General features: G+C 30.8%; 29 protein-coding genes. 3 read left to right on the top strand and 26 right to left on the bottom strand.

The features are described 5' to 3' along the window. Position 1: 1 nt before the first annotated feature. From MKD52_RS08265 to MKD52_RS08165, 21 genes are all read right to left on the bottom strand, one after another. The gene (locus MKD52_RS08265; protein WP_242099972.1) at positions 2-1,981 is read right to left on the bottom strand and encodes a hypothetical protein; all 1,980 of its coding nucleotides are present in this window, start codon (positions 1,979-1,981) and stop codon (positions 2-4) included. Positions 1,982-2,156: 175 nt separating this feature from the next. After that, positions 2,157-4,502 carry a hypothetical protein gene (locus tag MKD52_RS08260; RefSeq protein ID WP_242099971.1) on the bottom strand — a complete coding sequence of 782 codons (2,346 nt, stop codon included), beginning with the start codon at positions 4,500-4,502 and terminating at the stop codon, positions 2,157-2,159. After that, entirely contained in the window at positions 4,499-5,293 is a 795-nt protein-coding gene (locus MKD52_RS08255; protein WP_242099970.1) for a PBECR2 nuclease fold domain-containing protein, read from the bottom strand. The genes MKD52_RS08260 and MKD52_RS08255 overlap by 4 nt, the downstream gene beginning before the upstream one ends. 1 nt (position 5,294) lies before the next feature. Continuing rightward, positions 5,295-5,951, bottom strand: a complete 657-nt coding sequence (locus MKD52_RS08250) for a transglycosylase SLT domain-containing protein (RefSeq protein ID WP_242099969.1) — start codon at positions 5,949-5,951, stop codon at positions 5,295-5,297. Continuing rightward, entirely contained in the window at positions 5,948-6,430 is a 483-nt protein-coding gene (locus MKD52_RS08245) for a hypothetical protein (RefSeq protein WP_242099968.1), read from the bottom strand. The genes MKD52_RS08250 and MKD52_RS08245 overlap by 4 nt, the downstream gene beginning before the upstream one ends. Then, positions 6,430-7,242, bottom strand: a complete 813-nt coding sequence (locus MKD52_RS08240; protein ID WP_242099967.1) for a hypothetical protein — start codon at positions 7,240-7,242, stop codon at positions 6,430-6,432. Before MKD52_RS08240 ends, MKD52_RS08245 begins: the two co-directional genes overlap by 1 nt. Positions 7,243-7,268: 26 nt before the next feature. After that, on the bottom strand, positions 7,269-7,808 hold the full coding sequence (locus MKD52_RS08235) for a thermonuclease family protein (RefSeq protein WP_242099966.1): 540 nt from the start codon (positions 7,806-7,808) through the stop codon (positions 7,269-7,271). Then, positions 7,805-8,146, bottom strand: coding sequence for a hypothetical protein (locus MKD52_RS08230; protein ID WP_242099965.1), 342 nt, complete (start codon positions 8,144-8,146; stop codon positions 7,805-7,807). The genes MKD52_RS08235 and MKD52_RS08230 overlap by 4 nt, the downstream gene beginning before the upstream one ends. Positions 8,147-8,156: 10 nt before the next feature. Further along, the gene (locus MKD52_RS08225; RefSeq protein ID WP_242099964.1) at positions 8,157-8,411 is read right to left on the bottom strand and encodes a hypothetical protein; all 255 of its coding nucleotides are present in this window, start codon (positions 8,409-8,411) and stop codon (positions 8,157-8,159) included. A gap of 53 nt (positions 8,412-8,464) precedes the next feature. Further along, a complete protein-coding gene (locus MKD52_RS08220) occupies positions 8,465-10,669 on the bottom strand; it encodes a DNA topoisomerase 3 (protein WP_242099963.1) in 2,205 nt (734 codons plus the stop codon). Continuing rightward, positions 10,666-10,863, bottom strand: a complete 198-nt coding sequence (locus MKD52_RS08215) for a hypothetical protein (RefSeq protein WP_242099962.1) — start codon at positions 10,861-10,863, stop codon at positions 10,666-10,668. The genes MKD52_RS08220 and MKD52_RS08215 overlap by 4 nt, the downstream gene beginning before the upstream one ends. A 9-nt stretch (positions 10,864-10,872) precedes the next feature. After that, positions 10,873-11,148, bottom strand: coding sequence for a hypothetical protein (locus tag MKD52_RS08210; RefSeq protein ID WP_242099961.1), 276 nt, complete (start codon positions 11,146-11,148; stop codon positions 10,873-10,875). A 9-nt stretch (positions 11,149-11,157) separates the two neighbouring features. Beyond that, positions 11,158-11,790 carry a hypothetical protein gene (locus MKD52_RS08205; protein ID WP_242099960.1) on the bottom strand — a complete coding sequence of 211 codons (633 nt, stop codon included), beginning with the start codon at positions 11,788-11,790 and terminating at the stop codon, positions 11,158-11,160. Positions 11,791-11,800: 10 nt separating this feature from the next. Next, a complete protein-coding gene (locus MKD52_RS08200; RefSeq protein ID WP_242099959.1) occupies positions 11,801-12,544 on the bottom strand; it encodes a hypothetical protein in 744 nt (247 codons plus the stop codon). Between the two features lie 2 nt (positions 12,545-12,546). Then, positions 12,547-13,092, bottom strand: coding sequence for a hypothetical protein (locus tag MKD52_RS08195; RefSeq protein WP_242099958.1), 546 nt, complete (start codon positions 13,090-13,092; stop codon positions 12,547-12,549). Then, positions 13,070-13,426, bottom strand: coding sequence for a hypothetical protein (locus MKD52_RS08190; protein ID WP_242099957.1), 357 nt, complete (start codon positions 13,424-13,426; stop codon positions 13,070-13,072). Before MKD52_RS08190 ends, MKD52_RS08195 begins: the two co-directional genes overlap by 23 nt. 9 nt (positions 13,427-13,435) lie before the next feature. After that, complete coding sequence (locus MKD52_RS08185) at positions 13,436-13,768, bottom strand: hypothetical protein (RefSeq protein WP_242099956.1); 333 nt, start codon at positions 13,766-13,768, stop codon at positions 13,436-13,438. 6 nt (positions 13,769-13,774) lie between these two features. Continuing rightward, a complete protein-coding gene (locus MKD52_RS08180; protein ID WP_242099955.1) occupies positions 13,775-14,068 on the bottom strand; it encodes a hypothetical protein in 294 nt (97 codons plus the stop codon). A gap of 2 nt (positions 14,069-14,070) precedes the next feature. After that, on the bottom strand, positions 14,071-14,631 hold the full coding sequence (locus MKD52_RS08175) for a hypothetical protein (RefSeq protein ID WP_242099954.1): 561 nt from the start codon (positions 14,629-14,631) through the stop codon (positions 14,071-14,073). A gap of 21 nt (positions 14,632-14,652) precedes the next feature. Then, complete coding sequence (locus tag MKD52_RS08170; protein ID WP_242099953.1) at positions 14,653-15,297, bottom strand: hypothetical protein; 645 nt, start codon at positions 15,295-15,297, stop codon at positions 14,653-14,655. A gap of 69 nt (positions 15,298-15,366) precedes the next feature. Then, positions 15,367-15,792, bottom strand: a complete 426-nt coding sequence (locus tag MKD52_RS08165) for a hypothetical protein (RefSeq protein WP_242099952.1) — start codon at positions 15,790-15,792, stop codon at positions 15,367-15,369. A 172-nt stretch (positions 15,793-15,964) separates the two neighbouring features. Here MKD52_RS08165 and MKD52_RS08160 point away from each other — a divergent pair, with 172 nt between their 5' ends. From MKD52_RS08160 to MKD52_RS08150, 3 genes are read left to right on the top strand one after another with little or no spacing between them, the layout of a single operon-like run. Next, positions 15,965-16,519: a hypothetical protein gene (locus MKD52_RS08160; protein ID WP_242099951.1), complete on the top strand. Its 555-nt coding sequence runs from the start codon at positions 15,965-15,967 to the stop codon at positions 16,517-16,519. Between the two features lie 52 nt (positions 16,520-16,571). After that, entirely contained in the window at positions 16,572-17,324 is a 753-nt protein-coding gene (locus MKD52_RS08155; protein WP_242099950.1) for a hypothetical protein, read from the top strand. Further along, positions 17,321-19,678, top strand: coding sequence for a hypothetical protein (locus MKD52_RS08150; protein ID WP_242099949.1), 2,358 nt, complete (start codon positions 17,321-17,323; stop codon positions 19,676-19,678). Before MKD52_RS08155 ends, MKD52_RS08150 begins: the two co-directional genes overlap by 4 nt. A gap of 500 nt (positions 19,679-20,178) precedes the next feature. On the opposite strand, the gene MKD52_RS08145 is transcribed toward MKD52_RS08150, so the two are convergent. The 5 genes from MKD52_RS08145 to MKD52_RS08125 all read right to left on the bottom strand — a co-directional run bounded on the left by MKD52_RS08145 (position 20,179) and on the right by MKD52_RS08125 (position 22,985). Further along, positions 20,179-20,874, bottom strand: a complete 696-nt coding sequence (locus MKD52_RS08145) for a DUF2726 domain-containing protein (protein ID WP_242099948.1) — start codon at positions 20,872-20,874, stop codon at positions 20,179-20,181. Between the two features lie 3 nt (positions 20,875-20,877). Beyond that, positions 20,878-21,306, bottom strand: coding sequence for a hypothetical protein (locus tag MKD52_RS08140; protein ID WP_242099947.1), 429 nt, complete (start codon positions 21,304-21,306; stop codon positions 20,878-20,880). Next, positions 21,303-21,578, bottom strand: coding sequence for a hypothetical protein (locus MKD52_RS08135; protein WP_242099946.1), 276 nt, complete (start codon positions 21,576-21,578; stop codon positions 21,303-21,305). The genes MKD52_RS08140 and MKD52_RS08135 overlap by 4 nt, the downstream gene beginning before the upstream one ends. 830 nt (positions 21,579-22,408) lie before the next feature. Further along, on the bottom strand, positions 22,409-22,594 hold the full coding sequence (locus MKD52_RS08130; RefSeq protein WP_242099945.1) for a hypothetical protein: 186 nt from the start codon (positions 22,592-22,594) through the stop codon (positions 22,409-22,411). A gap of 223 nt (positions 22,595-22,817) precedes the next feature. Next, complete coding sequence (locus MKD52_RS08125) at positions 22,818-22,985, bottom strand: hypothetical protein (protein WP_242099944.1); 168 nt, start codon at positions 22,983-22,985, stop codon at positions 22,818-22,820. Positions 22,986-23,020 lie beyond the last annotated feature (35 nt).

Genomic DNA, 23,020 nt, shown 5'->3' with positions numbered 1-23,020 from the left:
TTTAATCCCCCAAAATATCCCTACTTCTTCTTGGCTTCTTTTGCTCCTCTTGATGATTCTCCATTTCTAGTTTTTTAGAGATGTCATCAAGTTTGTTTTCCAAGAGATTGTTTCTTTGTTTGAAGTCGGCTATAGTTTCGTGTAAAAATTTATTTTCTGAAATAGATTGCTCTAGTTCAAATTCTTTTGCAAAAATAGTTTTCTCAAGCTCAAGCTTTTTTGTAAAACCATCTTGTATTTCTGTTTTAAGCTCATTGATTCGCATTGCGGATTCTTTTTCTCTTTCTTTATATCCTGCTATCGTTTCTTGCAAATATCCATTTTCGGCTATTGCTTTTTCTAGCTCAATTTCTTTTTTAAATTTCTCCTTTACTTCCTCTTTAAGTTCATTGAGTTGTTCTATAAAGCCTTGCTCTCTTGCCTTTAAAAACTCATTTTGAGATTCTAACTTGATTTTCTCATTGTTTAATTCTTTGTTTTTATCGCTTAACTCTTGATTTTCATTATCCAAATCGCTAATGGTTGTCTCTTGCTCTTGAGAGTATCTCTCTAGCTCTTTTAATTTTATTTCTGTTTCTGCTACCTCTCTTAGCTTTTCTTCAAACTCATATTTTAAGGCTGTCATTTCATTAATCTTGCCTTGCATTGTGCCTTTGAGCTTAGAGATTGTCTCTTCTCTCTTGGTAATTTCATCATTAAGCTTTTCTTGTAGGCTATAAGAGCTTTCTAATTCTGATGTTAAGCTTTTAATTTCCTCTTCTTTGGCTTTAAGATTTAAAATATCTTTGCTAAAAAGTAGCGTAGCAAAGTTTATTGTATCCTCATTTCTATACTTTTGCTGAATGTTTTTAATCGCCTCTAGGATACTCAAACCATCTCTTAGATTTGCTTTTAAATCCTCATAGGCATTAAAGCTATCTTTCTTTGCCTTTTCAAGTCTGATATTTGTCTTTTCAATTTCTTTTTGAGTATAAACCTCAAAGCTCTCATTGATGATTTGTTGAATCTGCTCTTCTGAAGTTATTTCATTCTTTGGAGATTCAACATTTTGGTGAGATTCTTTAGTTTCTTTGTTTGGATTCTCAAACTTAGTGTTTTTTAGATTGTTTAATCTTGGGAGAGTTTTTTCCTCTAAGACTTCATTTTTGGATTCTTTTTTCAAGGAATCTCTTAAAGAATTTCTTTCTTCTTTGATTTCAGTTTTTGCCAATTCTATTGCTTTATTGCTTATTTCTTGCTCTTTTTTTAGGGATTCTTTTTTCTCCTCTTTTTCCTCTTTGCTTAAATCTCCCCAATAGAGAATCTCATCAATATCCTTGATTACTTCTTTTGTGCTTCCACCCATTTCATAGGTATAGCAAAAACTCTCATTGATTCCAAGCTCTTTTAATTTGCGTGAAAAATCAACCAAAAATCTAGTAAGGATAAAGTTGTTGTCTTTTGGCTCTTTAAAGTTTTCTAGCAGTTGCACTTTATCAGCTCTTGCATTATGCAATAAAAGCTCACCATCATAAACCATTGCACCTTTTTTATGATAAATCAGACTGATTCTTTCATCTTCAATGTCTTTAAACTCTACAAGAGAAACGCCATTTGTTAAAATAAAAGCATCTTTTATCGCGCTCAATGTAGAATTGTCATTTAAGTGTCTTAAATCAAGATTCATCTTATAGTATTCGCTGTCATTGATTTCTTTGAGATTGCGTTTGAGTAAATTAACAGCTCTAAAGTCAAATTTGTCTAATTCTTGTTTTGTGGCGATGTCATTTAAAATTTTAATCTCTTTATTAATTGTATTGTTTAGTTCAAAAATGTTATTGAACTCTTCATAATAGTTAATTCCAACACTTTCCAAGAAATTTATATATTCATACTCATTATCCTGATAAAACACTTTTAAACTATCAAGTAAAGCTCTTTTGCTAAGATTGTTAATATTTAACTCATCAAAATTGGCTCTAAAAACACTAATTGGTATCATTGCGTATTCCTTATATCATAAAAGATAATTAGGAATAATATTAAATTTTCTCTTAAATATATGTTAAATAAATTTAAATAATTATTGTTAAACATTTTAAATACAATTATAAAAATATTAAATAACAATTATTAAACTATTTATAAAATATTTAAATACACACTTAAAACTTATTTTAAACTTCATTCGGATTAGTGCTAAAGACTTTCATTTCATCATCGCTAATCTCAAATTTCATATTAAAAACACCGCTACTATACCATACGCAAAGTTCGTGTTTGTTTGTGTTTAATAGTCCAATTTCCACATTCTTTGGAATCTTTAATGCTTCTTGTGCTTCTTGGATAACCTCTAGTTTTTTATCAGGGCGCAAAAGGAATATCCTTGTATCTAGGTTTTTTAAGATTCCCAAAGGAATATGCTCTGCATTTTGCACGACAAAGCATAAATGGACATTGTATTTTCTTGCTTCTAAAGCGACTTTTTCAAACATTGTCGTAAAATATGGAATTCTAAAATAGTTCTTTGCTTCCTCTATGGCATAAAAAAGCTTAGGTGCAGGGCGTCCCTCTCTTTTACATTTCAACGCAAATTCTCTATCCTTTAAGTAAGTTTTTTGGAATATTGCTAAGAATATCGGCGTAAAAAGTGAGCTTTCTTTAAAGTTATTCAAATCCATTGACAGCACATCTACATCGGCAATATCTACTTTATCAAAATTAGAGAATAAATCTAGTTTTTCTATGGAATCCAATTTCCTCGCTAAAGATTCATAATCTTTTCTTTCTTCTTCTTTTAATTGCATATTTGCGGATTCTTTCCTTGCAAATTTCACAATATCAATGAGTAATGGCTTTTTGAGATAATCAAATTCCTCCTCTTGTATCGTATCTAAAAACGCTGTTTCCTCATATCCTAAAGCAATTAATTTATCATAAGCTTCTTGCGTTTTTTGTTTTAAATCTCTTACCCTATATCTTTGGTGTTCTTTGGTTTTATAAACCTTTTTAACAACCTCTTTAAAATGTGCCACTTCTGCAATACTTAAAGGTTCTGCATTTTGGGATTCTAAAATTACAGAGGCTAGGTCAATATTAAATTGCAAATCCGCCTCAAAGAGTTCCATATTATTTAAGCTTGGGAGATTAACTAGATTATAAGAGAATCCATAAAAATCTGATTCAATGTGTGCTACGCTGTTATTTGGATTAGACTTGATAAGTAGAATAAACTTTTCATCGGAAAATCCAATATCATAGCTTCTAATTCTTACCTGTCCGATTCCTTTGCCTAAATTCAAACAAATGCCATTAGAAAAGTTTAATCCTATCATTTGAGACATAATTTTTTGTTTGCTGACACTCTTTCCAGAACCGGGCTTGGCTATGATTGCAATATGTGGGTTATCATTCTCTGCACTAAAAGAATAATTGATAAATGCGCCATTCTTATCTACTCCAAAAATATCAGGCTTTGGCGTATCTTTTTTATGAATTGAAGCAATAAAATTAAATAAAAAATCCTCTTTGACTAAAAAATCAAATTCAGAATCTCTAAATTTAATAGGATTCTTTTGCAAATGATTCGTCCTTAAAAGTTCTTTTTCTAAGAAACTTACCTTTAAAGAGCTTCCTAATTGCCCGATAATCTCCTCATCATATTTTTCTAGGTAGGCAACCGCATTAACAAGGGCTAAATCGCATTCTTTATTATGATAGCTTTGTTCTAGCTCTATAAATGGTCTTTTATCTCCCACTAATTTTGCATAATTCAATAACCTTGAAATATGATTTTTAATGTGAGAACTTGAAAGGTCAATATAAAACCAAATCGCGCCTTTAAAGTTTAAAGAAAAAAGGCTTTGAATCTCGCTTTGCTTAATTTCCAAATGCTTGTAGGCTTGAAAGATTTTTACATTTTTATGGTTATTTGCGATGGCTTGTTTGGCTAAACGCTTAAAGCTTAGAAATTCAGGTTCAGCATAGGAAGTATCCTTTTTAATGCTAAGGGCTTGTTTTAATTGCTTATTTTCTTGGTAAAAGTTATTTTGTAAAAACAAATTATAAAGCACATTGGTTAATTCTAAACCACTTAAAAGTCTTAAATCAAAGTAATTTGCTAGGGATTGAGCGATGATTTTAGAATGAGAGAAAATGTATTGCTTCTGACATTTTTCTTGTTTAAAGAGAACATAATAAAAGAATCCATCATCGCTTTCTTTAGAATCCCTAACTAGCTCTTTAATTTTCTCTATTTGGATATATTTTTGTATATTTTCACTTGAAGTGATTTCTATACCATAAAGCTTCTCGTAGGGAGTGTTACAGATGATACAATCCTCTTGAATGGAATCTACCAAAAAAAGAGAATTAGAATGGTATTCCACAAAAAGATTATACAAAGGCGAAGCAAGTTTATCTAAAAAGCAATTACTAATACTTACGCTTGGGTCTTTTTTCTTATATCCAAAATATGCTCCTGTGATTCCAACTCCTGCTAGTGCTAAAAGTGCTAAATTCATTTTTGTCTCCTTTGTGATTTATGGTGTTCTGTATCCTTTAATTCTTGTGTATCTTTGGGCTTTTCTTTCTCTTTTGCTAGGTTATTGTCAATATTTTTTAACCGATTTTTGAATCTTGAGTAGAAAGAATTAGTGTTTTGTGTTATACTTTCATTGTCAATCTTGTTGGTGGAGTATCGCGAAGCCTGTAAAAGCGTTTGCAAGATAGAACTGGCGTTTGGAGATTGATACAATACTTCAGCCCCCGCATTTAGCTTATTCTTTAGATTATTGCTTTCCTTAATGCCATTTGAAATACTAATTAAAAACTCGCCATTGTCAAAACTAACATTCACAAAATAATCATCGTCTTTTAGGTGTTTGATTAGCAAAAAATCCCCCGCTTCATCTTTCAACACCGCTTCTGGCTCATCTAACACTTGCTTAATCTGTGGTATAAATTCCTCTCTGCCTTGTGAAACAAGCTTTTTAAGACTGCCTAGTTGTAGCTTTATCTCTTTCCCTCCCAAAGCCTCTTTAACTTCCGCGCTTTGCTTTGGGATATAGGCTTCATCTAAGCTTTTTAACCCAAAAGTGCTTAGCCATTGCTCTTGCGTTTCTTTGGTTAAAATATGCTCTTTACCTTTGGAATCAGTAAAGACTTCATCTTTAAGTGATTTAGTTTCCACATTTTGCGCCACTTGTGAATATTGCAAAGCCTCATTGCTTTCTTTTTTGTTTTTGTCATTCCTAACAAGATTTTTAAAAAACTCAATAGATTGTTTTAGAAAATTAATTAACTTCTCATTCATTCTATTTCACTCCCCCAAAATCTTTTAAAAAACTCTTTTTAAACCTCGCATAATAATCAAAATGCGATACCTTTCTAAAGCCCTTGTTATAGCACTCTATGGAATCTTTCATCAAAGCTTTTTGCGCGATACATTCTTTTAAAACAAGTGTGGCTTTTTTGGTGTTGTAGCTAGGATTAAAAATGTAAGGAATCTCGGATTTATTGAAATTAATATTATTAATCTGCATTAACCCCACATCTATCTTTAATGATTTATCTTGCAAAAGAACCCTTAAAGCCTTTTGTAAATCTTCCTCGCTTCCTTTGAAGTTAATTAAATATTTGTCTTTGTATTTTTTAACGCTTTTTCGGAGATTCTTAAAATGAAAATTAGTGTGCTTTGCAGTAAAGCTTATGATGAGTGGATTAAAATTACTTTCAATTTTGGCAAGAGTATAAAGAATCCTTTTATCAATATCATTTTCTGCCGAAGCTAGTTTAAGCGCATTAGCAATTTGAAAATCATCATAAGCTAAACAAGGCAATAGAGAAAAAACAAAAAAAAGAGATGAAAAAAGAATTTTTTTAAAAGAATAAGGTGAGTTAGCCCTGCATTTTGTAGGGCTGTGATGAGAGTTTTCGCCTATGGCTTTATATTGTGCTTTATATTGTCTCATTTAAGCAACATTCCAAAAATATTAAATTTAAAACAAATAATCATCAAAAGAATGAAACTAACAAGAGAAATAAAAGGGCTCATATCCTTTATGAAAGAAAAGAATATATTTCCTCCACCTCCGCTTTTTTTCGTATTTGACTTTGCATTTAGAATTTCTCTTTTACCATCTTCTAGCATTTCTTTTTGCAAGGCATTAAAATCGTCTGCTAAAAGCGATTTTAGAAACTCTGTATAATTGTCTCCGCTTTTTTTATTTAACTCTTCTGATAACTCATCTACAAACTCATTTGTTGAGCTAACAATACCGCTAACGCTGTTATTTAAATTATTTAAATTGTCGGAATGTGAGCTTTTAATAATTTGAATATGTGAGGCATTCACTAGCGTATCCTCTTTAAGCTCTGCTACTTCTTTTTGTAAATTAAGAGTTAGATTTGTGATTCTCTCTAAGAGTTTGTCAATTTCTGTTTTTTCCATTAGAATGTCTCCTGTTTAGATTTAACGATTGGATTTACTTTAATTCTGTTGATTCTCATTCCATAGGGATTAATGTCGCTTGATTTACTCAAATCAAAGCTTCCTTGCGAAACAATTTTAAAGATTCCATCTTGTGAAATGTAGTTGTTTTGGCTTAGAATGTAGCTTTGCGCTATGACTTTAATGTTTAACTCTAGGTTAAATTTATTCCCATCGTATTCGTATTTTTCTAGGCTATAATCTTTAATCGCGATATATTCGGGGAGTTTATCTTGTGCTACCGCAGAAATAAGCCACTGCACATACGCTCTTAAGTCGCCTACTGCTACTTTATTGACTTCTATATTCTGTTCGGGGTCTGCCTTGCTATCTATAAAGTTAATTAAGATATTTTTTAAATGCGGAATGTTATTTAGGGCTTCTCCATAGTCTTTGAAGTTAGGCTTTTCAAAATTATTAGTCAATTGACTTCTACTCACAATAAAGCCATTTACAAAGATAGAAGTTGCAAACTGCTTTAAGTATTCTGCCTTTAATGGCTCTTTAGTTACTTTAATGGCGCGTCCATCGCTTGTGGTTAAAACAACCTTGCTATTGTTTTCAAAAACAATTTTTTCTAAATTTTGCATTCTGCTACTAATTTCGCTTAACTCATAGGCTAAAACTAAAAGAGCTAAAGCAATGAATCCCCCTACAAATTTCCAATTTTTACCAAAGAATTGCTCACATTTAAAATTTAGAGATTCTGTTCTTTGCACTTGCTTTTTCTCTTTCTTTAAATCTTGTGTTGATTCTGTTTTGTCCTCACTCATCGTGTCTCCTTTCTTGTTTAGATTAATCATTGTTTTGCCCTCTTTCTAAAGTCTTTTGGTAATATGACATTTTCTTGTTGCCATAGTCCTAATTTATTTTTCTTGGCATAATTTTCACTACTTAAATATCTTAAAGAAAAATCATCATAAGAATGGGCAAATCCAGCTCTTACCAACTCTTTATTGATGTCTTTTTCTCCTAAGAAAATGATTCCAACTAATCTTTGGTATTTATCTTTGCTTTTTATTTGAATCCTAATGTCTTGTTTGGCAATTAGATTCTCTAAATACTCTTTGCTTTCCTTTCCATAGCTTTGTTTGGATTCGGGTGCATCAATGCCGAATAATCTTAGTTTATAGGCTTTATCCTCTTGTTGATTTAAAAATTCAATCGTATCGCCATCAATTACCCTTAAGACTTTTGCATTAATATCTTGACTTTCAAGGTTTTTAACAAAAATTTGCAATACAAACAAAACAAGAACAAAAATCAATAAAGGGACACTGATTCCTTTTGCATTAATAAGGATTCTTTGTAATAACCTAATCATTTGATTGAATTTCATTTTTCACCTCTAAAAAGTATTTGTTCAAAATCCTGCTCTATCTTTTCCTTTATGCAAAGAACCTTATATTTTTCAGGCAATTTGAAGTGTTTTTCTATATTTTTTGGCAAACCATAAAAGAGATTCTTTTCATTTGAATAAGGAATGTTTTTGTAAAAATATTCATCCGCTTTATCATTAAGAATAACAAGAAAATCATATTCTTTTTGCGTTATTCGTTTTTTATTAAAATTTAAAAGCTTTTCCAAAGTGATTCTATCAATTGTAAATTCTTGAATCTTTTCTAGTTGGATTTGAATAGTAAAAACAATTTCTATACAACTTGTTTTTCGTTTCATCTTAATTTCTTTATTTTTCATATATTATTTCTGGGTATCCAAGCTTTTCTCGAGATGGAAGTTCTCCTTTTTCGGATATTATGAATTTTTCAAGCTTTAATACTCTATCAGCCAAATAATTATTATTAAAGATTAGGCTTCTGTTTTCCTCTTGCAACATTTCTATTTTGGTTTTTTTATTTAATTGATTAAAACGCACATTGCCATAATAAGTTACTTCATTGTTTTTATCTTTGCGAGAAAAAATTTGTGCTACTTTATCCATATTGACTATCTCCTTTTATTTATTTTTTTTTGTTTTTGCTTTTTTCTATAAGTTCAACTGCCCTCATTATTCCCATCTAAATTCGGCTTACCCTCTTTCTCAAAGCAAGTAAATTTACAACCACTTCTCCATTCACTGCAACCATACCAATTATAAGGTTTGTTTGTTTTCTTGGAGATTCCCTCTCTTTTAATCAAGAATCCTTTTTTACACTCTGGACATTGATATTCACTTGTTTGCGCTTCTTGCTTGGGTTGTGGATTTAAATCAGGTTTGCCATTAATGGATTTTGTTTTAAAATCACAACCATTTTGATAATTGGAGCAAGAAAAGAATTTGCCATATTTGCCATTCATCTCTCTTAGGTTTCCATTTTCACACTTAGGACATTTGATTTGCTCTTTTGCTTCTGCTTGATTAAAACTCACTTTACTCTCCTTGTTTTCTTGTGTTAATTCTAAAATAAAGGCATTAATGCCCCTTAAAAATTCTTCTCTACTTAGACTTCCGCTTTGAATCTCTTTTTGCTGTTCATACCAAAGGGCTGTCATATCTACACCACTTAGCATTTGGGGGAGATTTTCTATTAATTTAAAGCCTTTGGGTAGCACTTTGATATTTTGTTTTTTATCCTTGCTAACGCTAATGTATTCTCTATCAATAAGCGTTTTAATGTGATTGCTTCTTGTTGCAGGTGTGCCTATGCCTCCACTTTCTCCCTTTTTGTCTTTATCCTTTTCTAAAAGAAGCTTTTTAATTTTTGCGTCTTTGACATATTTAGAGACTTGATTCAAATCTTTTAGAAGTGTTGTCATTGTATAAAGCGGTCTTGGTTTTGTTTTCTCTTTAGATAAAGAAACACTTTGACAAGTTGCGACTTTAGAATCTAAAAGAGTATTAAAATCTAAGTTTTCTTTGCTAGATTCTGATTCTTTTTCAAATTGTGCTTTAAATCCTAAATCTATATCTTGTCGCTTAGTGGTTTCAAAAATATATCCTTTAACATTGAAGCTAAATTTGAAGCTCTGATACAGACAAGGGGGATAAAATTGCATTAAGAATCGCTTAGCAATTAATCTATAAATTTCTAGCTCTGCACTATCAAGACTATTTAAGTCTAATTTAGTCTGTAAAGGAATGATTCCATAATGTGCCGAAAGCTTAGAATCATCAAAGGCTTTAGATTTAATGCTAGTATCTGTATTGTTTTGTCCTATATCTTCTTTGAAGTTTGCTTTTAAACATTCTATAATCTGTGGGGATTCTGAATAGATATTTTCAGGTAAATATTGGCAATCACTTCGGTTATAAGAAATGGCTTTATGCTTTTCTCTTAGGCTCTGTGTTTTTTCTAAGACTTTATCGGGAGAATAACCAAAAAGCTTAGAGCATTCTGCTTGAAGCTCTAAGAGATTAAAAGGAAGTGGTGGATATTCTTTTTTATCCTCTTTTGTAAGGGTTAATTGTGCTTCTTGTCCCTCACAATTACTTTTAATCTCTAAGGCTTGAGATTCCTCTGTAATTCTCTCCTCTTTTTCCAACTTTAAAGGGGCTTTAATCATAGAATCTTGAATGGTAAAGTCTCCATTAATAGAAAAATACTCTAAACTCTTATGGTTTTTATTCTCTAGCTCTCTATTAACAACTAAAGCAAGAATTGGTGTTTGCACTCTACCAACACTTACAACACCTGCTCCACCATTCTTGCGATTTAAAAGCGTGTAAAGTCTTGTTAAATTAATTCCTACGATAAAATCTGCTTCACTTCTTGCAAAACCGCTTTCGCTTAATCCTTTAAATTTAGTGTTTGGTTGCATTGCAGACATTGCCTTTTGTATCGCTTTGGGCGTAATATCATTAATGAGACATCTAAAAACAGGCTTATTTGTTTTTGTATATTCTAAAATCTCATCTATAAGAATCTGTCCCTCTTCATCGGCATCACCACAATGGATTATTTCTGTAACTTCCTTGCTATTTATCCATTTCACAATTGTTTTTAATTGTGCTTCTGCACTAACAATAGGGATTCTCCTAAAAGGATAAGGTAATTTAAGCGGCAAAGATTCAAGATTCCATTTTTCATAAGCTTGATTATAATCTTCAGGCTCTGCGAGTTGTAAAATGTGTCCAAAAGCCCAAGTGATAATGGAATCCCCTTTAACAATGTAGCCTTTATTCTTTTCTTTTGTTTCTGCATTAATGGCTTCTGTGATTGAGCGTCCAAGTTCAGGTTTTTCTGCAATAAATAGTTTCATAGGAAAGACTTTATGTTGAGATTTAAAGGTTTGGCAATATTAGATTGGTTTTGTTCTTGCTTTATTTCTTGATAGAAATCTTTTGCATAGCCAAGTATTGAAAAATGCTTTGTGTTGTCAAAATTTACTAGCCTTTTTGCCTTTATAGCATAGCCTTGATGTGTTTTATCCGCTATTTTTTGTAATACTTTCATTTATTTCCTTTATCTGCGTTTTTTAAATTGAGTGGTCTTATTTTCCACCGAAACTTCTTCCATCAATTTATCTATATTATCAAGCAACCTTTCGTCTATAAAGCTTCCAAAGTCGCTCTCCATAAAAAAAGAATAAGCCCTTTCTAAAATTTCATCTGTTTTTTTCTCATCAAATTTGTATTTCTTTTCAATTTCACAAGATTTTTCAAAGTAAAAAATGGCTTGAATTAACTCTTTGTAATCTAATTTTTCAAGCTCTTTTGCAATTTCTTTGTAAGTTTTCATTTGTATCCTTTATTTGCGTTTTTTAAGCCTATGGGTTTGGGTTTCTTGATTATCATTTAAATCTTGTTCTTGTTGAACTTTTGGAGCTATTCCTACTAACAGCTCACCGACATAGTTTTCATTATATTGGGTAAATCTTTCTCCTAAAAGCTCTTTAAAAACCTGCTTTTGATTCTCAATGTAGTCGCTTAAAGGCATTCCATCAAAGGTTTTATCTGTGATATTTTCTTTTAAAAATAATTTAGCAAGATGATAGTTAATCGTGTGGATAATATTTTGGCTATAATCATCTACTGCTTGATAAAGCTTAACTTCTTGATTGATTCTTGGAATCCCTAATTCTAAAAACTCGCTATCGTTTTGCCATTCAATTAAGCCATTTACTTTTTCTTTACTAATGCTTTCTTTGTTTAAAACTAGCCAATTACTTTTATCTGTCGCATAAATCGCATTATCTAAAGAATATCCAACAGGACAAATCACTTGAGCATTAAAAATTGTAAAAGATGAATTATTACTTCCTGCGTGGCAATCATAGAAAGTGTATTTGATATTTAATTCATCAAGTTCTTTCCTAATCTCTGATATAGTCATATCTCTTGGCATCTTGTTAAGTCTTTGTTGCTCTTCATAGCTTATCATTTTCTCTCCTTTATTTGTAAATTGTGTTATTATCTACGCGATATTTTTTACCGCTGATAAAAACATTTCCATAGGTATCATCTTCTACGATTCTATAAGTGATGTCATTAATTTGAATGTAGGAATATTTTTCTTGTGGCAACGCCTTATAGGTTTTAATATAGGCATTAATCACTTCTAAAGAATCTAGCTTCTTTGTTTCTGTGTAAGAGTAGATGAGATTGAGTTTGTCTAATTCTGCATTTTTTTCATAAAATGTAGTCAGCAGATTTAAAATCTGATTTTGCCCTTTAAGATTATAAAGAATTGTGAGATTAGAAATTTTAAAATCACTATTGGGACGCAGTAAAATTGCATTGTTTTCAAACTTTAAAACTGCCATTGGAGAGCTTGAATCAATATGCTGAATAACGCTTCCTTGTGGTAAAAGAATACTAAAGGTAAAATAGGGGTGCAAAGAGATAGAATCCATACTCGCTAAAGGGCGAATTACAGGCTTATAATTAATTTCTTTTTGTGAGAATCTGTCAAACGCTTCTTTGACTTCCGCTTCTTTTTTCTGCACTGCGTCAATTTCTTTAGGATTTAAATTTAATAAAAACTCATTTCCCCTTAAATCACTCAAATCTTGATTGTTGTTTTGATTCAAATCGCGTTGTGTGGGGGCTATAAAGTTTTTAGGCTCTAGGGGATTAGCAAACGCACAACCAAAGCCTAAAAGTAGTGTGAAAAATGCAAATCTAAAAATTTTCATTTCTATTCCTTTGTTTCAGTAATTTTTTCTTGATTTGTGTAACTCTTTTTATCTAAACAAAAACAGCTTACAACCTTTCTTCCACTTAATAAACAAAATGGCTGAAGCTTTAAATCAAGGAAAAAGATAATAAAAACGCTTAAAAGCAAAAAGTATTTAAAGACATAGGCAAGCAGAAAATAATCTTTAATCAAATAGCTTAAGCCCAAAGTAATAACAATTAAAACAGCAACACCTGCCTTTCTTGCAAGGTTTTCTAAGCAATTAACGACATAAGCTAAAAAGAATGCTAAAAGATAAGCACTTAGAGTAAATTTGCTAAAGGCAAAATCCCAAATACTAAAAGTGAAGTAAAAGATAAATAGCAAAGGAAAATACTTTAGCAACAAGAACGCATAGACATTTAAAGGCTCAAAAGAATAGCTTGTATTTGCTTCTAAATTTTTATAAGTTTTTGTATCAAAATCTAATTCGCATTCGTAAGCCTTATTAAATCCCCAAAAGAAATAAGGGAACTTAGTTGTCCTAATATTTAATGTTTTTTTCATTTGTTACTGCCTCCTGATTAATGACATTACCCTCAATTTGATTTCTTTGCTTTAATAAAAAGATTAACTCTTTAAACTCCAAAAGTGTGTTTTTAGAGAGTGCAATTTGCTTCCTAAGCGTTTCATTGGTCGTGGATAATTCTTCTAGCTTTTTTTGATAAGATTTTTCTAACTGCTCTAATTCTTTTTTTACCTCTTGAGACTTTCTTTCTAATTCCATTTTGGAATCCGTTTTTGCAGATTGAATTGGCATACTGCAATCCACATAAACACAATAAGAAAAGGCAAAGGAAGTAAAAACACTAAGCGTTACAATAATTCTTAACAATTTCATAGGATTCCTTTATATTCCATTGACATTGGCTTTAACACCTAAAAGCTCGTTATGCTGTTTTAGTAAAAAATTAATCTCTTCTTTGTTTAAAAGAATTTCTTTTTGCAATGCTTCTAATTGTTTGAGATTCTTTTCTTTCTCTTGGCTCTCTTTATTGATTTTCTCAAGCAAATTTTTAATATTTGTGTCCCAAAATTGTTTAATTTCGGCATTTTTTTGGCTTACAAATGAGTTTAATTCAGCATACGCCTGATGAATCCCCGAACTGCTTAAAGAACTCCAAACACCTGCAAAGCTAAGAGAGCCAACAAAAAAGAGAGAAAGGAATACAAGCTTTTTCATTCTGTCCTACTTTAAGCGGTTTGCTTGTTTTAATAAGAATAACAACTCTTTACTTTGCAAGGATTCCTTTTGTAAAAGTGCTAATTCTTGATTTAAAAGAGTGTTTTGAGATTTTAGGCTCTCTGTGTTTTTATCAACACTTTTTGTTAATGTCTTTATGGAATCCTTTTGCGTGGTTAGCTTATCCGCAATATGCGTTGTATAGTTATTAAAGGATTCAGTAATTTGCATAGAGCAAACACAAGGAAACGCAAAAGAACCAAGAAAGAAAAAGCACAAAAAGATTCTAGCTATACGCATATTTAGCCCTTTAAAACCTCTAATAGCGCAAGTTTTAATTCCTCAATCTTGCTCTTATCTTTTGCTTCTTTAACTTCATAGCCATTTTTCTCTAGCTCGTCATTTAAAGCAAGTTTGAACTCTTCTTTCACAACCTCATTGAGTGCTTCTAAAATTTCTTTGGAGAGAATAGAACTCTCTTTATAAGCTTCTTTAATGTTGGTTTTGTTTTCCTCTAAGGAATCTACAGCACTTAAAAAGTTCTTGATACAATCCTCATTTACTTTTTTTCTTGTGATAGAATCTTTGTAAGCTTCATAGGTGCTTATTTCCTCTTCTTTCTTATTGGGTTTCTCTCTATAAAGCTCATCTAAAATAGAAGCAATCAAAGGCATTTTCACTTTATTGGCTTGAATCTCTCCTTGCTTGTTTTTAATTTCACAAACTGAAGCCACTTCCTCTTTTAGAGTATTTTCTATAGTTTTTTTCAAGACTTCTAAATTAGCCTTTTCTTTATAAAGTGTGCTTAGTTTTGTGTAAAGCGTTTTAAGCTCTTTCTTTTCTTCTTTGTTTAACATTTCCATTATGTCTCCTTTTAATTTTGGTTAATCATCATTGAGTGCAAAATGCACTTTTGAATTATTAAGCTCCATAATATGTTGCTTAAAAACTTGTTCTTCTGCTATGCTTTTAGGCTTTCGTCCAAATTTAAATTTATCTGTCCATTTCTCACTTTTTTTCTCTAAAACTCCAATATGTGAGCTAAAGACTTCCATACAAGATTTTATTTTTTCTACATCTTGCGCTTGAGATTGGCTTTGTTTAAAAAGAAATTGAATTTTGCCCTCTAAAGCATCATCGCTCTGATTAGATTCTTGGATTTCCTCTATCTCTTGGGCTAAAGATTGAATTTGAGAAATATTTTGAAGCAGGTTTGTCCTAATCATATAAATATCTTTTTTTAATGAAGCTATTTCTGAAGTAATTGTTGATATTTGTCCATCAAGAATAGCTATTTTTGTATCAACTTTATCCTTAGTCAAATCTACCATCATACCTTCAATATGCTCTAAAGATTTTAGAATCAATACTTCAAAGCGTTTTTTATCTGTATCGTTTGTTTGCGAATCCGAATCTATTTCTAATTCTAGTTTTTCTTTAGAATCTAAAATTTCAGTTTTTCTAAAATTTTTCACTTTTCTATTGTTTCTTATTTCTACTTGATAAAATTTAGAGTTATTATTTTGCATATCCCATATCCTACACCTATACTAAGAAAAGGGGATTAAATACCCCCCCCTGCTTTAATCAATTAATATTTACTGCACTGATGACTTCCAGAAATCATTAATTACTTGGAAAATAAAGTTTGCATCGCCAAAGAGAGCTCTTGAGATAACCATTGCAACAATGGCATAAACAAAGAATCCTACAATTGCGCTAATGGCAGTAACAACATAGATTTTTGTAGTGTTTTGCTCTTGCTCTGATTTTTTCTTTTGGAAAGAGTAGCCTAGAATCGCTCCAGCGATAATACAAATGAAAGGTAAAACCACACCAAATGCCCAAGTAACACCTGTTCCTAAAGCCTTTTTACCTGCTTTATCTCCGCCACTTAAAATATCATTGACAGCGTCAAATTCATCGGCACTCAAATGTGGGCTAAAAAGCATAAATAAGCCAAATACTAAGGCAACTTGCAAAAAAAGCTGTAAATAACGATTTTCTGCGTATTTTTTCAACATTACAAATCCTTTTATTAAAAATTTCAAAAGGATTGTAAGAAAAAAGGGGGATTGAAAAATTAAACTTTACTTAAAGTATTGCATTTGAAACAAACTAAGCCAATTTTTATATTTTACTTCTTTCTTTTTCCTATAATCGCAAAATTTTTAACTTACAAAGTGGAGCAATAAAATGACAGAAATGGCAACACAAGCAATGCAAAAGGAATTGAAATATCCTAAAGATTCCATTTTTAGCAAATTTAAAAACAATCTTGGTAAGATTGATAAAAACTTAAAAAGCACAAAAATATCAATCAATGCTGATGATTCATTATGTGATAAAACTTTTTTTGCATTCTTGCAAGATTTACTAAACGATTTATTTAAAAACGATAAGAAAAATGAATTGTTAAGAGAGCTTAAAATCAATGAGGGACTAACCAAAGAAAAACTCTTTACTATAATGACAAACGAGCTAGAAACAAATCAAAGCCTTAGTCAAGATATAAAAGAGCAAATCGGCAAAAATATGCAGAATAAATATGTGCAAGATTTAACCTTTGGAATCGTTAAAAATAAAATAGACGACAGCCAAGAATTAGGACAAAATGCGAAACTAGACATAACTTCTAAAGATGTTGTCAAAGCAGGATTGAATATGGCTAAAAATCCTACACCTGTTGGAATCGCACAGGAAGTTGTTGAAAAAGTTGCTTCAAAAATCACACATAAATTAACAAAGTAATTTTTCTTTTTCAAAAGTGGAGCAGTTTTTATAAGTTAGTAAGAGGTAGGAAATGAATATAGAGTTTGATTTGCTCTTAAAACTTAAGGAATTAGAATCAGAAACTAATTTTCATTTTGTCATTGATAAAGATAATGCAGAAATTTATCTTTTTGAACCCAATAGCAAGGAATATTTTGATAAAATTAATATTCAAAAAGAATTAAAGGAGGCAGAGAATGCAAATCCTATCAAGCAACCAGATTCCACAAGAGTGGAAAGATATACCCGCAATGTCATTGGACGAATTAGAGGAATTATCCAAGAGAGAGAGAATAGAAGCCGAGCAGAAATTGCAAGAAGCAGTGAAATTCAGGCAGGAGGCGGAAAACTTAAGAGTGCAAACAGAAATATTCAAGAATTCAGCACTTATGGAAATGGGAGTTTTAACATTGGAGCAAGTTTATCCCAAAGACAAATCCAATTAGCAGATGAAACAAAAAGGCTCATAGAAAAACTCAATAAAGATAAAGTTGTTGAAGCCTATGAAAAAACACTTTCTCCTAGCTTAAAGGATTTAAAAAAAGAAGTTATATCCTCTTTAAGTAAAGAGGATTCTCCAAAGAATCAAGAAAACCAAAATATCTCAAGCAAACTTTTCTCAAAATTCAAAAACAAACTGAACAATATCAGTCAAAATTTATCAAATCCAACAAATACTAATTCTTTAAACGACACACTAGAAATTGATAAGTCTCAAGACAATCAAGAATCCCAAGATTCTTATTTAAAAACACAATACCAAATTAAAAGGAATAGAAAATGAAAAGAATTGTAGTCTTTCTCTTATTGTCTTTGAATATACTTTATGCAAATAATGCCACCGCTGATACAGAGGAAATGAAAAAAGTTTTCCCCCTCAATGATTCAGTCGTGGAAAACTCTAAATGTGAATGGAAATGCCGAAAAGTTAATGATGGCTATGCAACGCAAATCATCGGCTTTGACTTTGCCAATGGAACAACCTTTTGTAAGGTGTATGAAAAATCAGATTTAAATTTAGATTTGAAATTTAGTGCAAACCAAACTAACGCAACTTGCAGAAAAGAAGTCAGAAAAGGATTTGAAACAGAGGCAACATCTTTTGAAAGCCTTTTAAATCAGAATAAAAACTTTTTAGAATCCAAAATTACATACACAGAAAAAAGCAATTCTTTGACAATGTCGCATTTTTTATCTTCCCTTGTAACTCTAAATCCAAACATTATTGACAGAGAGCAGACAAAAAATTTAGGGTCTTTAGTTTTAAAAGATGGATTAGATTTTGTGAGTTTAGAAAAAATAGGGCAAAGAGGCGAACAAAATAAAGTCACGAAATTTTTTGTAGGACTAGCTGATGATTTGATTAGTAACACAATAAATCCTCAAATGCCAATGTCTATAAGTGGCAAGGAATATCAAAAAACTTCTGCAGTTGATGGCTTCAATAAAAACAATATGGCTTACTTTTCGGATTTGTTTATGAATATGGAAAAAATCTACCAACATTTACAAATCTTGCTCTTTGTGGTGGTAGGCGGATTCTATATTTCAAGTATCGGCGCAAACAAACTTCAAGTCTATTTAGAAAATAGGGGTGAAAACGCTTCTAATCAACCTTATTTACACAAATTTTATATCCCGCTTATTATGGTTGGAACATTCTTTATGCCAATCCCAGAAGCAAATGGAATGGCGCATTCCACAATGGTTCAAAACACGATTAGGTATTTTACAACAGAATCCACTAAAATAGCCGATATGGCAAGTGCGATTGGTGGTAAAACCTATATGGATAAAATTTATAAAAGCATAGGTGGGATTAACTATGCAGGAGTTGTTTCACTTTTAAACCAAAAATACGAGAAACAATATATTGCAACAGAAGGAGAGACAATCTACAATAACACTTGTGCCAAAAGATATGCTAAGCCATACTCTGCTCAAAAAGAATCCTATTTTACGACTCTGACAGAGGAAGAAAAGAAAAAATTTAAAGAAGTATATCGGCAAGACTTTAATCAAGTTGCAGGAAAAGACCAAGATATATCTCTTGAAGCTTGTATTTTTCTTGAAGTTGAAATTTTAAAAGCTAAAAACGATTTAGATAGGGTTCAAACTCAACTTAATGGAATTAAGAAATTCAATTCTAGCGACAATATTAAAAATAAAATTAATAAACTAGATTCCTATTTTGGTGAAAGAGAAAATCAACTTGGGTGGATTAATTCCCTAATAACTCCAAGTTCCGCAATCTTAGCACAAACCTTTGTTTTTGCAGACGACCAAATCGTGAATTATAATGTAAAAGAAGCCACAGAAAAAAATCAAAAAAATGTTGAAGAGTTTTCTGAAAAAGGATATACGCAAGGAGAATCCAAAGGTAAAATCAATGATAGTTTAATGGGAGGCTTGGCTGGGAAGCTCGTATGGATGATGCTACCCGGCGCAAGTGCAATTAAAGATTTTGTTAAAGAAAATTATACCGCACTTTCTGCTATAATTGGAGGAGCAATTGGCTCTGCTGCCCCTGGCGTTGGCTCAATTCTCGGAGGAGCATTAGGATGGTTAGCAGGACAAATTTCATCGATTGTCGGCACAATCGGAGGATATGTTATTGCTATTATGCTAACAGAATGGACTTTTGAAAAAATTCCTTTGTTAGTCTGCACCACAGCTTCCATTATCGTTTTTGTATCTTATCTTGTATCTCTTTGTAAATATTTCTACATTTCGCCTTTTGTAGTTGCCTTTGCCCTAGCAACAAAAAGAATGAGTAAGATTGTAGATTTCTTGGTAAGCGGAATCGCGATATTCTTTAAGCCTATTTTAATTGTGCTGTTTATTTATTTAGCGTTATTTGTCCATACTTTAATAGACGAGATTTTTGTTTTTATGAGCGTGGAACAATTTAGTGGGATTGAAACAAGTTGGTATAATTTCCATACGAATTTTGTTGTGGGTGCTATTACAGGATTGTTGGTGATTTTTGGAAAATTGGCTTCCTCTTACATTATGTGGAAACTCATCATTTCGGGACCAAGTTGGGCTATGAGCTTAGTAGGAATTGATGGAAAACAAGACGATATGATAGCACAAGGCATAGAAGCTAATCTAGCGAAGAGAGCCTTTGTGGCTTGATTTTTTGTTTTTAAGGATTAAAGTAGTTTCTCTATGCTTAATCTAAATTTTGTGTTATAATTTTCTTATGAGTAAAAAAGATAGAATCAAGCTAGAGGTTGATATTTTAAAGGCGTTAATATTGGCTTTTCTAACTGCAATCTTTGGTATATTTGGATATTCAGTTCTCAATTATAGCCATATTGATTTAATACAAGGAATACTCATTGCATTGGGAATTATTTTGAGTTTTGTTATATTGTATATTCTAGGCAAAAGAATATACAATATTCTAAATCGTATTGAGGAGTTGTGATGATAGGAATACTTTGTGCTATATTTGCATTAGTGGCTTTTTTTGGAGCTTCTATTATGATTGTCAAAATGATTGAAAAAGCCTAACTTGTAAGAAGCTCAATTTTATCTTGGTTTTTTAGGGATTTTAACCCTGCGGAGAACCAAAAAACTCCTTATTTTAACCACTGCATTTTATCATAAAAGATTTTAACAAGTGGCTAAAACTAAGACTTTTTAACATTATTTAAATTAGTCGCTAAAGTTTCCACAAATGCTTTTAGTTTAAACTCATCTATATACGCGTCATTTGTTTTTTGGCATATATCTTCAATACGCAAAACAATATACTCTAATCCAGCTTTTCTACAAACCATTTCTTTAACCTTATCATTTACTTCCACATTTTCACTTTGATAATGCCCTTTTCCATAAAATTCTAGGACAGCAAAAGGAATAGAGGAGTTTTTACTAAAATCTTTCAAAATCAATAAAAAATCTACATATAATTCTTTGTATCTATTAAAAATTTCATAATCTCCACTCTCTTTTCTTTCCTCATTATCAATAAAAGCTTTGATTGCAACTTGAGGACAAATGATAAAATTCTTTGTTATTTCTTGACAAAAAATTAATTGTTTGTAAATTATAAATTCTTGCATTCTCATCAAATTATCTTTGCAAACGATTTGCGATTGTTGGATTAAATCAAGCCTATATTCTTTGCTCTTTTTTATTTCTTCAGCTTCTTTTTCTTTATTGGCAATAGCATCTTGTCTTTTTTTAATCATTTTGTGCGCCTCTTCTAGTTCTCGCTCTTTTGTTTTGATGATTTCTGATATTCTTTCAATATCTTTTTGGCACTTATTAATCTCATCTATCTTTTGTTTGTAATCATTAATTGAATTATTGAATTTATCCATTGTTTATTGTCCCCTAGCTTTACATAGAATCTTGTCTATAAACATAAAAATAAACATAAAGACAAATGTTAGAGACATAATTATTCCAAGCGTTATTGCATCTTGTATTAAAAAACAAATAAGCATTGCCATACAGCTAATCAATCCTGCAATAACCATATAAATATAGCGTAGAGTTTTAGTCTTAATCCTCTCTCTAAGATTATAAAAACACTCATAAATTATTGCAAAAACAAAGAAAAAATCAACAAAAACAATGATAAAGATATTAAAATCTGTGAAAATAGAATTGTTTTTAAAATTCCAATCTGAAAACGAGGGGCTACTAATTAATATCTTATCCACCAAATACGCAAGAATCGTTAAAACGATTAAAGTTCTACAAATCTTAGCGATTGTCTTAGAATCTAACTTTACAAAATTTGCATTCATTCCGCACCCCCCAAAAAGAAAGTTTCTAAATTGATTCTGCCATCTCTATCTACAAAGAATCCCTTGTAATGAAACAAATCTGCTCCTAGCATTAAGAGAAAAGTATCTAACGCCCACAATGCAAAAAATACATAAACAATAACAATGGGGATAAATAAAAGGGCTAATATAGGTTTGCTAAGATTCATAGAAAATAGCTTTGTAACAAGCTTTAAACCCAATACATACGCAAAACAAATTTCAAATGTAAAAAGAATCGGAAAGAGAAGCATTAATGTCTCCTTTGTAAGTTAGCAAAGAAATTTTCTAGTATCGTCCCTAAAAGATATATTTTGCTATCTGTGTTAAAAAATAAGGACATAAAGTATCTAAAGGAAAAGAATCCAAAGAGGAAAAATCCTGCTCCAAAAAAGAATGATAAAACAATTAAAAACCCCATTATTTTAGACCTTTTGGTGATTTATTTTATATTAAAAGTATAGCGAAATTTTCGCAACATTTTGAGACATAGCATTAAAAACTTTGTGAAATTTTCGCAAATTAAGCTCTGCAGAAAACTTAAACAAAAAAACACCGAAAACTTAAAAAAAATAACTAATTTTGGCTTAAATCATTTAAACAACATTATTTACGATATTAAAATACTATTGCTACATTATTTTTAACTAGAAAACTTAAAAAATAAGTTTGCGCTAGACACAAGAAAGTTTGCGCTAGACGACTTAAAATAAACTTAAAGTTTCGTATTTAAGGAACTTAAGAAGATTAGCACTATTCTTATTCTTATTCTATAATTCCTACCCCTTTAAAAATCTTAAATCTTAATTTAAAACCTTAAAAATAAATATGAAAATAAAACAAATAATACAAACAAAGATACACAAAAATAAAGCTTAAAAGGGCAACAATAAACAAAAAATACCATAAATAATAAAAATATACTAAAAAAGAGGTAAAATTGATTTAAAAGGCATTTATGCAGTTTTTTAAAAATTTAAGTTTTCAAAGAAACCTTAAGCATTTTTTTAAAAAAATATTAAATATTATTTAAAATAATCTTAAATTATAAAACAATTACTAAGATTTTTAATCAAATTAAACCCTAATTCTCACTATCCACACGCTCTTTAATCATCTGTTTCAAGTGTGCGATTAACTCGCTTTTTTCTTGAATCTTTGTTTGCAGATTAGATTCTAACTCTTTAAGTTTAATGCTTTCTTTCTCAAGAAAACTAACTAATTTTTTTAAACTCATATCGTTGTATTTTTCAAGCTCAATTCTTGACATTTACTATCCTATTTCTTGTTAAATTATAATCAATATTTTAACATAAATCTTACACAAATAAGCTTAATTTTTTAAATAAAATCTTGCACTTTTTTAAAAGATTTTAAACTAAAGAAAAAACAAATATACACAGGAAATATTGAACGAAAGCAAATCCTATTAGTTGCTAAAAGAGTGCGGGGGTTAGAAAATACTTGAACTAAATGTGAGTGCATATGCATAGTTACCCCACACCCCAACCATCAACCAACACAACCACTTCAACACAGCTTCCTTTATAGCAGTCGGATAATCCGACTGCTATCATAAAGCGACAAGTCGCTTTATGAAAAGGAAGCTGTGTTGAAGTGGTTGTGTTGGTTGATGGTTGGGGTGTGGGGTAACTATGCATATGCACTCACATTTAGTTCAAGTATTTTCTAACCC

Source organism: Helicobacter sp. CaF467b (assembly GCF_022664765.1).
GTDB classification, from domain to species: domain Bacteria; phylum Campylobacterota; class Campylobacteria; order Campylobacterales; family Helicobacteraceae; genus Helicobacter_D; species Helicobacter_D colisuis.
Note: the sequence above shows the minus strand (reverse complement) of the source record. Positions and strands in the feature narration are given on the sequence as shown.

Coding starts and splice junctions, on each gene's coding strand:
- MKD52_RS08265 (WP_242099972.1), bottom strand. CDS start 1,981: ATGATACCAATTAGTGTTTTTAGAGCCAATTTTGATGAGTTAAATATT.
- MKD52_RS08260 (WP_242099971.1), bottom strand. CDS start 4,502: ATGAATTTAGCACTTTTAGCACTAGCAGGAGTTGGAATCACAGGAGCA.
- MKD52_RS08255 (WP_242099970.1), bottom strand. CDS start 5,293: ATGAATGAGAAGTTAATTAATTTTCTAAAACAATCTATTGAGTTTTTT.
- MKD52_RS08250 (WP_242099969.1), bottom strand. CDS start 5,951: ATGAGACAATATAAAGCACAATATAAAGCCATAGGCGAAAACTCTCAT.
- MKD52_RS08245 (WP_242099968.1), bottom strand. CDS start 6,430: ATGGAAAAAACAGAAATTGACAAACTCTTAGAGAGAATCACAAATCTA.
- MKD52_RS08240 (WP_242099967.1), bottom strand. CDS start 7,242: ATGAGTGAGGACAAAACAGAATCAACACAAGATTTAAAGAAAGAGAAA.
- MKD52_RS08235 (WP_242099966.1), bottom strand. CDS start 7,808: ATGAAATTCAATCAAATGATTAGGTTATTACAAAGAATCCTTATTAAT.
- MKD52_RS08230 (WP_242099965.1), bottom strand. CDS start 8,146: ATGAAACGAAAAACAAGTTGTATAGAAATTGTTTTTACTATTCAAATC.
- MKD52_RS08225 (WP_242099964.1), bottom strand. CDS start 8,411: ATGGATAAAGTAGCACAAATTTTTTCTCGCAAAGATAAAAACAATGAA.
- MKD52_RS08220 (WP_242099963.1), bottom strand. CDS start 10,669: ATGAAACTATTTATTGCAGAAAAACCTGAACTTGGACGCTCAATCACA.
- MKD52_RS08215 (WP_242099962.1), bottom strand. CDS start 10,863: ATGAAAGTATTACAAAAAATAGCGGATAAAACACATCAAGGCTATGCT.
- MKD52_RS08210 (WP_242099961.1), bottom strand. CDS start 11,148: ATGAAAACTTACAAAGAAATTGCAAAAGAGCTTGAAAAATTAGATTAC.
- MKD52_RS08205 (WP_242099960.1), bottom strand. CDS start 11,790: ATGATAAGCTATGAAGAGCAACAAAGACTTAACAAGATGCCAAGAGAT.
- MKD52_RS08200 (WP_242099959.1), bottom strand. CDS start 12,544: ATGAAAATTTTTAGATTTGCATTTTTCACACTACTTTTAGGCTTTGGT.
- MKD52_RS08195 (WP_242099958.1), bottom strand. CDS start 13,092: ATGAAAAAAACATTAAATATTAGGACAACTAAGTTCCCTTATTTCTTT.
- MKD52_RS08190 (WP_242099957.1), bottom strand. CDS start 13,426: ATGAAATTGTTAAGAATTATTGTAACGCTTAGTGTTTTTACTTCCTTT.
- MKD52_RS08185 (WP_242099956.1), bottom strand. CDS start 13,768: ATGAAAAAGCTTGTATTCCTTTCTCTCTTTTTTGTTGGCTCTCTTAGC.
- MKD52_RS08180 (WP_242099955.1), bottom strand. CDS start 14,068: ATGCGTATAGCTAGAATCTTTTTGTGCTTTTTCTTTCTTGGTTCTTTT.
- MKD52_RS08175 (WP_242099954.1), bottom strand. CDS start 14,631: ATGGAAATGTTAAACAAAGAAGAAAAGAAAGAGCTTAAAACGCTTTAC.
- MKD52_RS08170 (WP_242099953.1), bottom strand. CDS start 15,297: ATGCAAAATAATAACTCTAAATTTTATCAAGTAGAAATAAGAAACAAT.
- MKD52_RS08165 (WP_242099952.1), bottom strand. CDS start 15,792: ATGTTGAAAAAATACGCAGAAAATCGTTATTTACAGCTTTTTTTGCAA.
- MKD52_RS08160 (WP_242099951.1), top strand. CDS start 15,965: ATGACAGAAATGGCAACACAAGCAATGCAAAAGGAATTGAAATATCCT.
- MKD52_RS08155 (WP_242099950.1), top strand. CDS start 16,572: ATGAATATAGAGTTTGATTTGCTCTTAAAACTTAAGGAATTAGAATCA.
- MKD52_RS08150 (WP_242099949.1), top strand. CDS start 17,321: ATGAAAAGAATTGTAGTCTTTCTCTTATTGTCTTTGAATATACTTTAT.
- MKD52_RS08145 (WP_242099948.1), bottom strand. CDS start 20,874: ATGGATAAATTCAATAATTCAATTAATGATTACAAACAAAAGATAGAT.
- MKD52_RS08140 (WP_242099947.1), bottom strand. CDS start 21,306: ATGAATGCAAATTTTGTAAAGTTAGATTCTAAGACAATCGCTAAGATT.
- MKD52_RS08135 (WP_242099946.1), bottom strand. CDS start 21,578: ATGCTTCTCTTTCCGATTCTTTTTACATTTGAAATTTGTTTTGCGTAT.
- MKD52_RS08130 (WP_242099945.1), bottom strand. CDS start 22,594: ATGTCAAGAATTGAGCTTGAAAAATACAACGATATGAGTTTAAAAAAA.
- MKD52_RS08125 (WP_242099944.1), bottom strand. CDS start 22,985: ATGCATAGTTACCCCACACCCCAACCATCAACCAACACAACCACTTCA.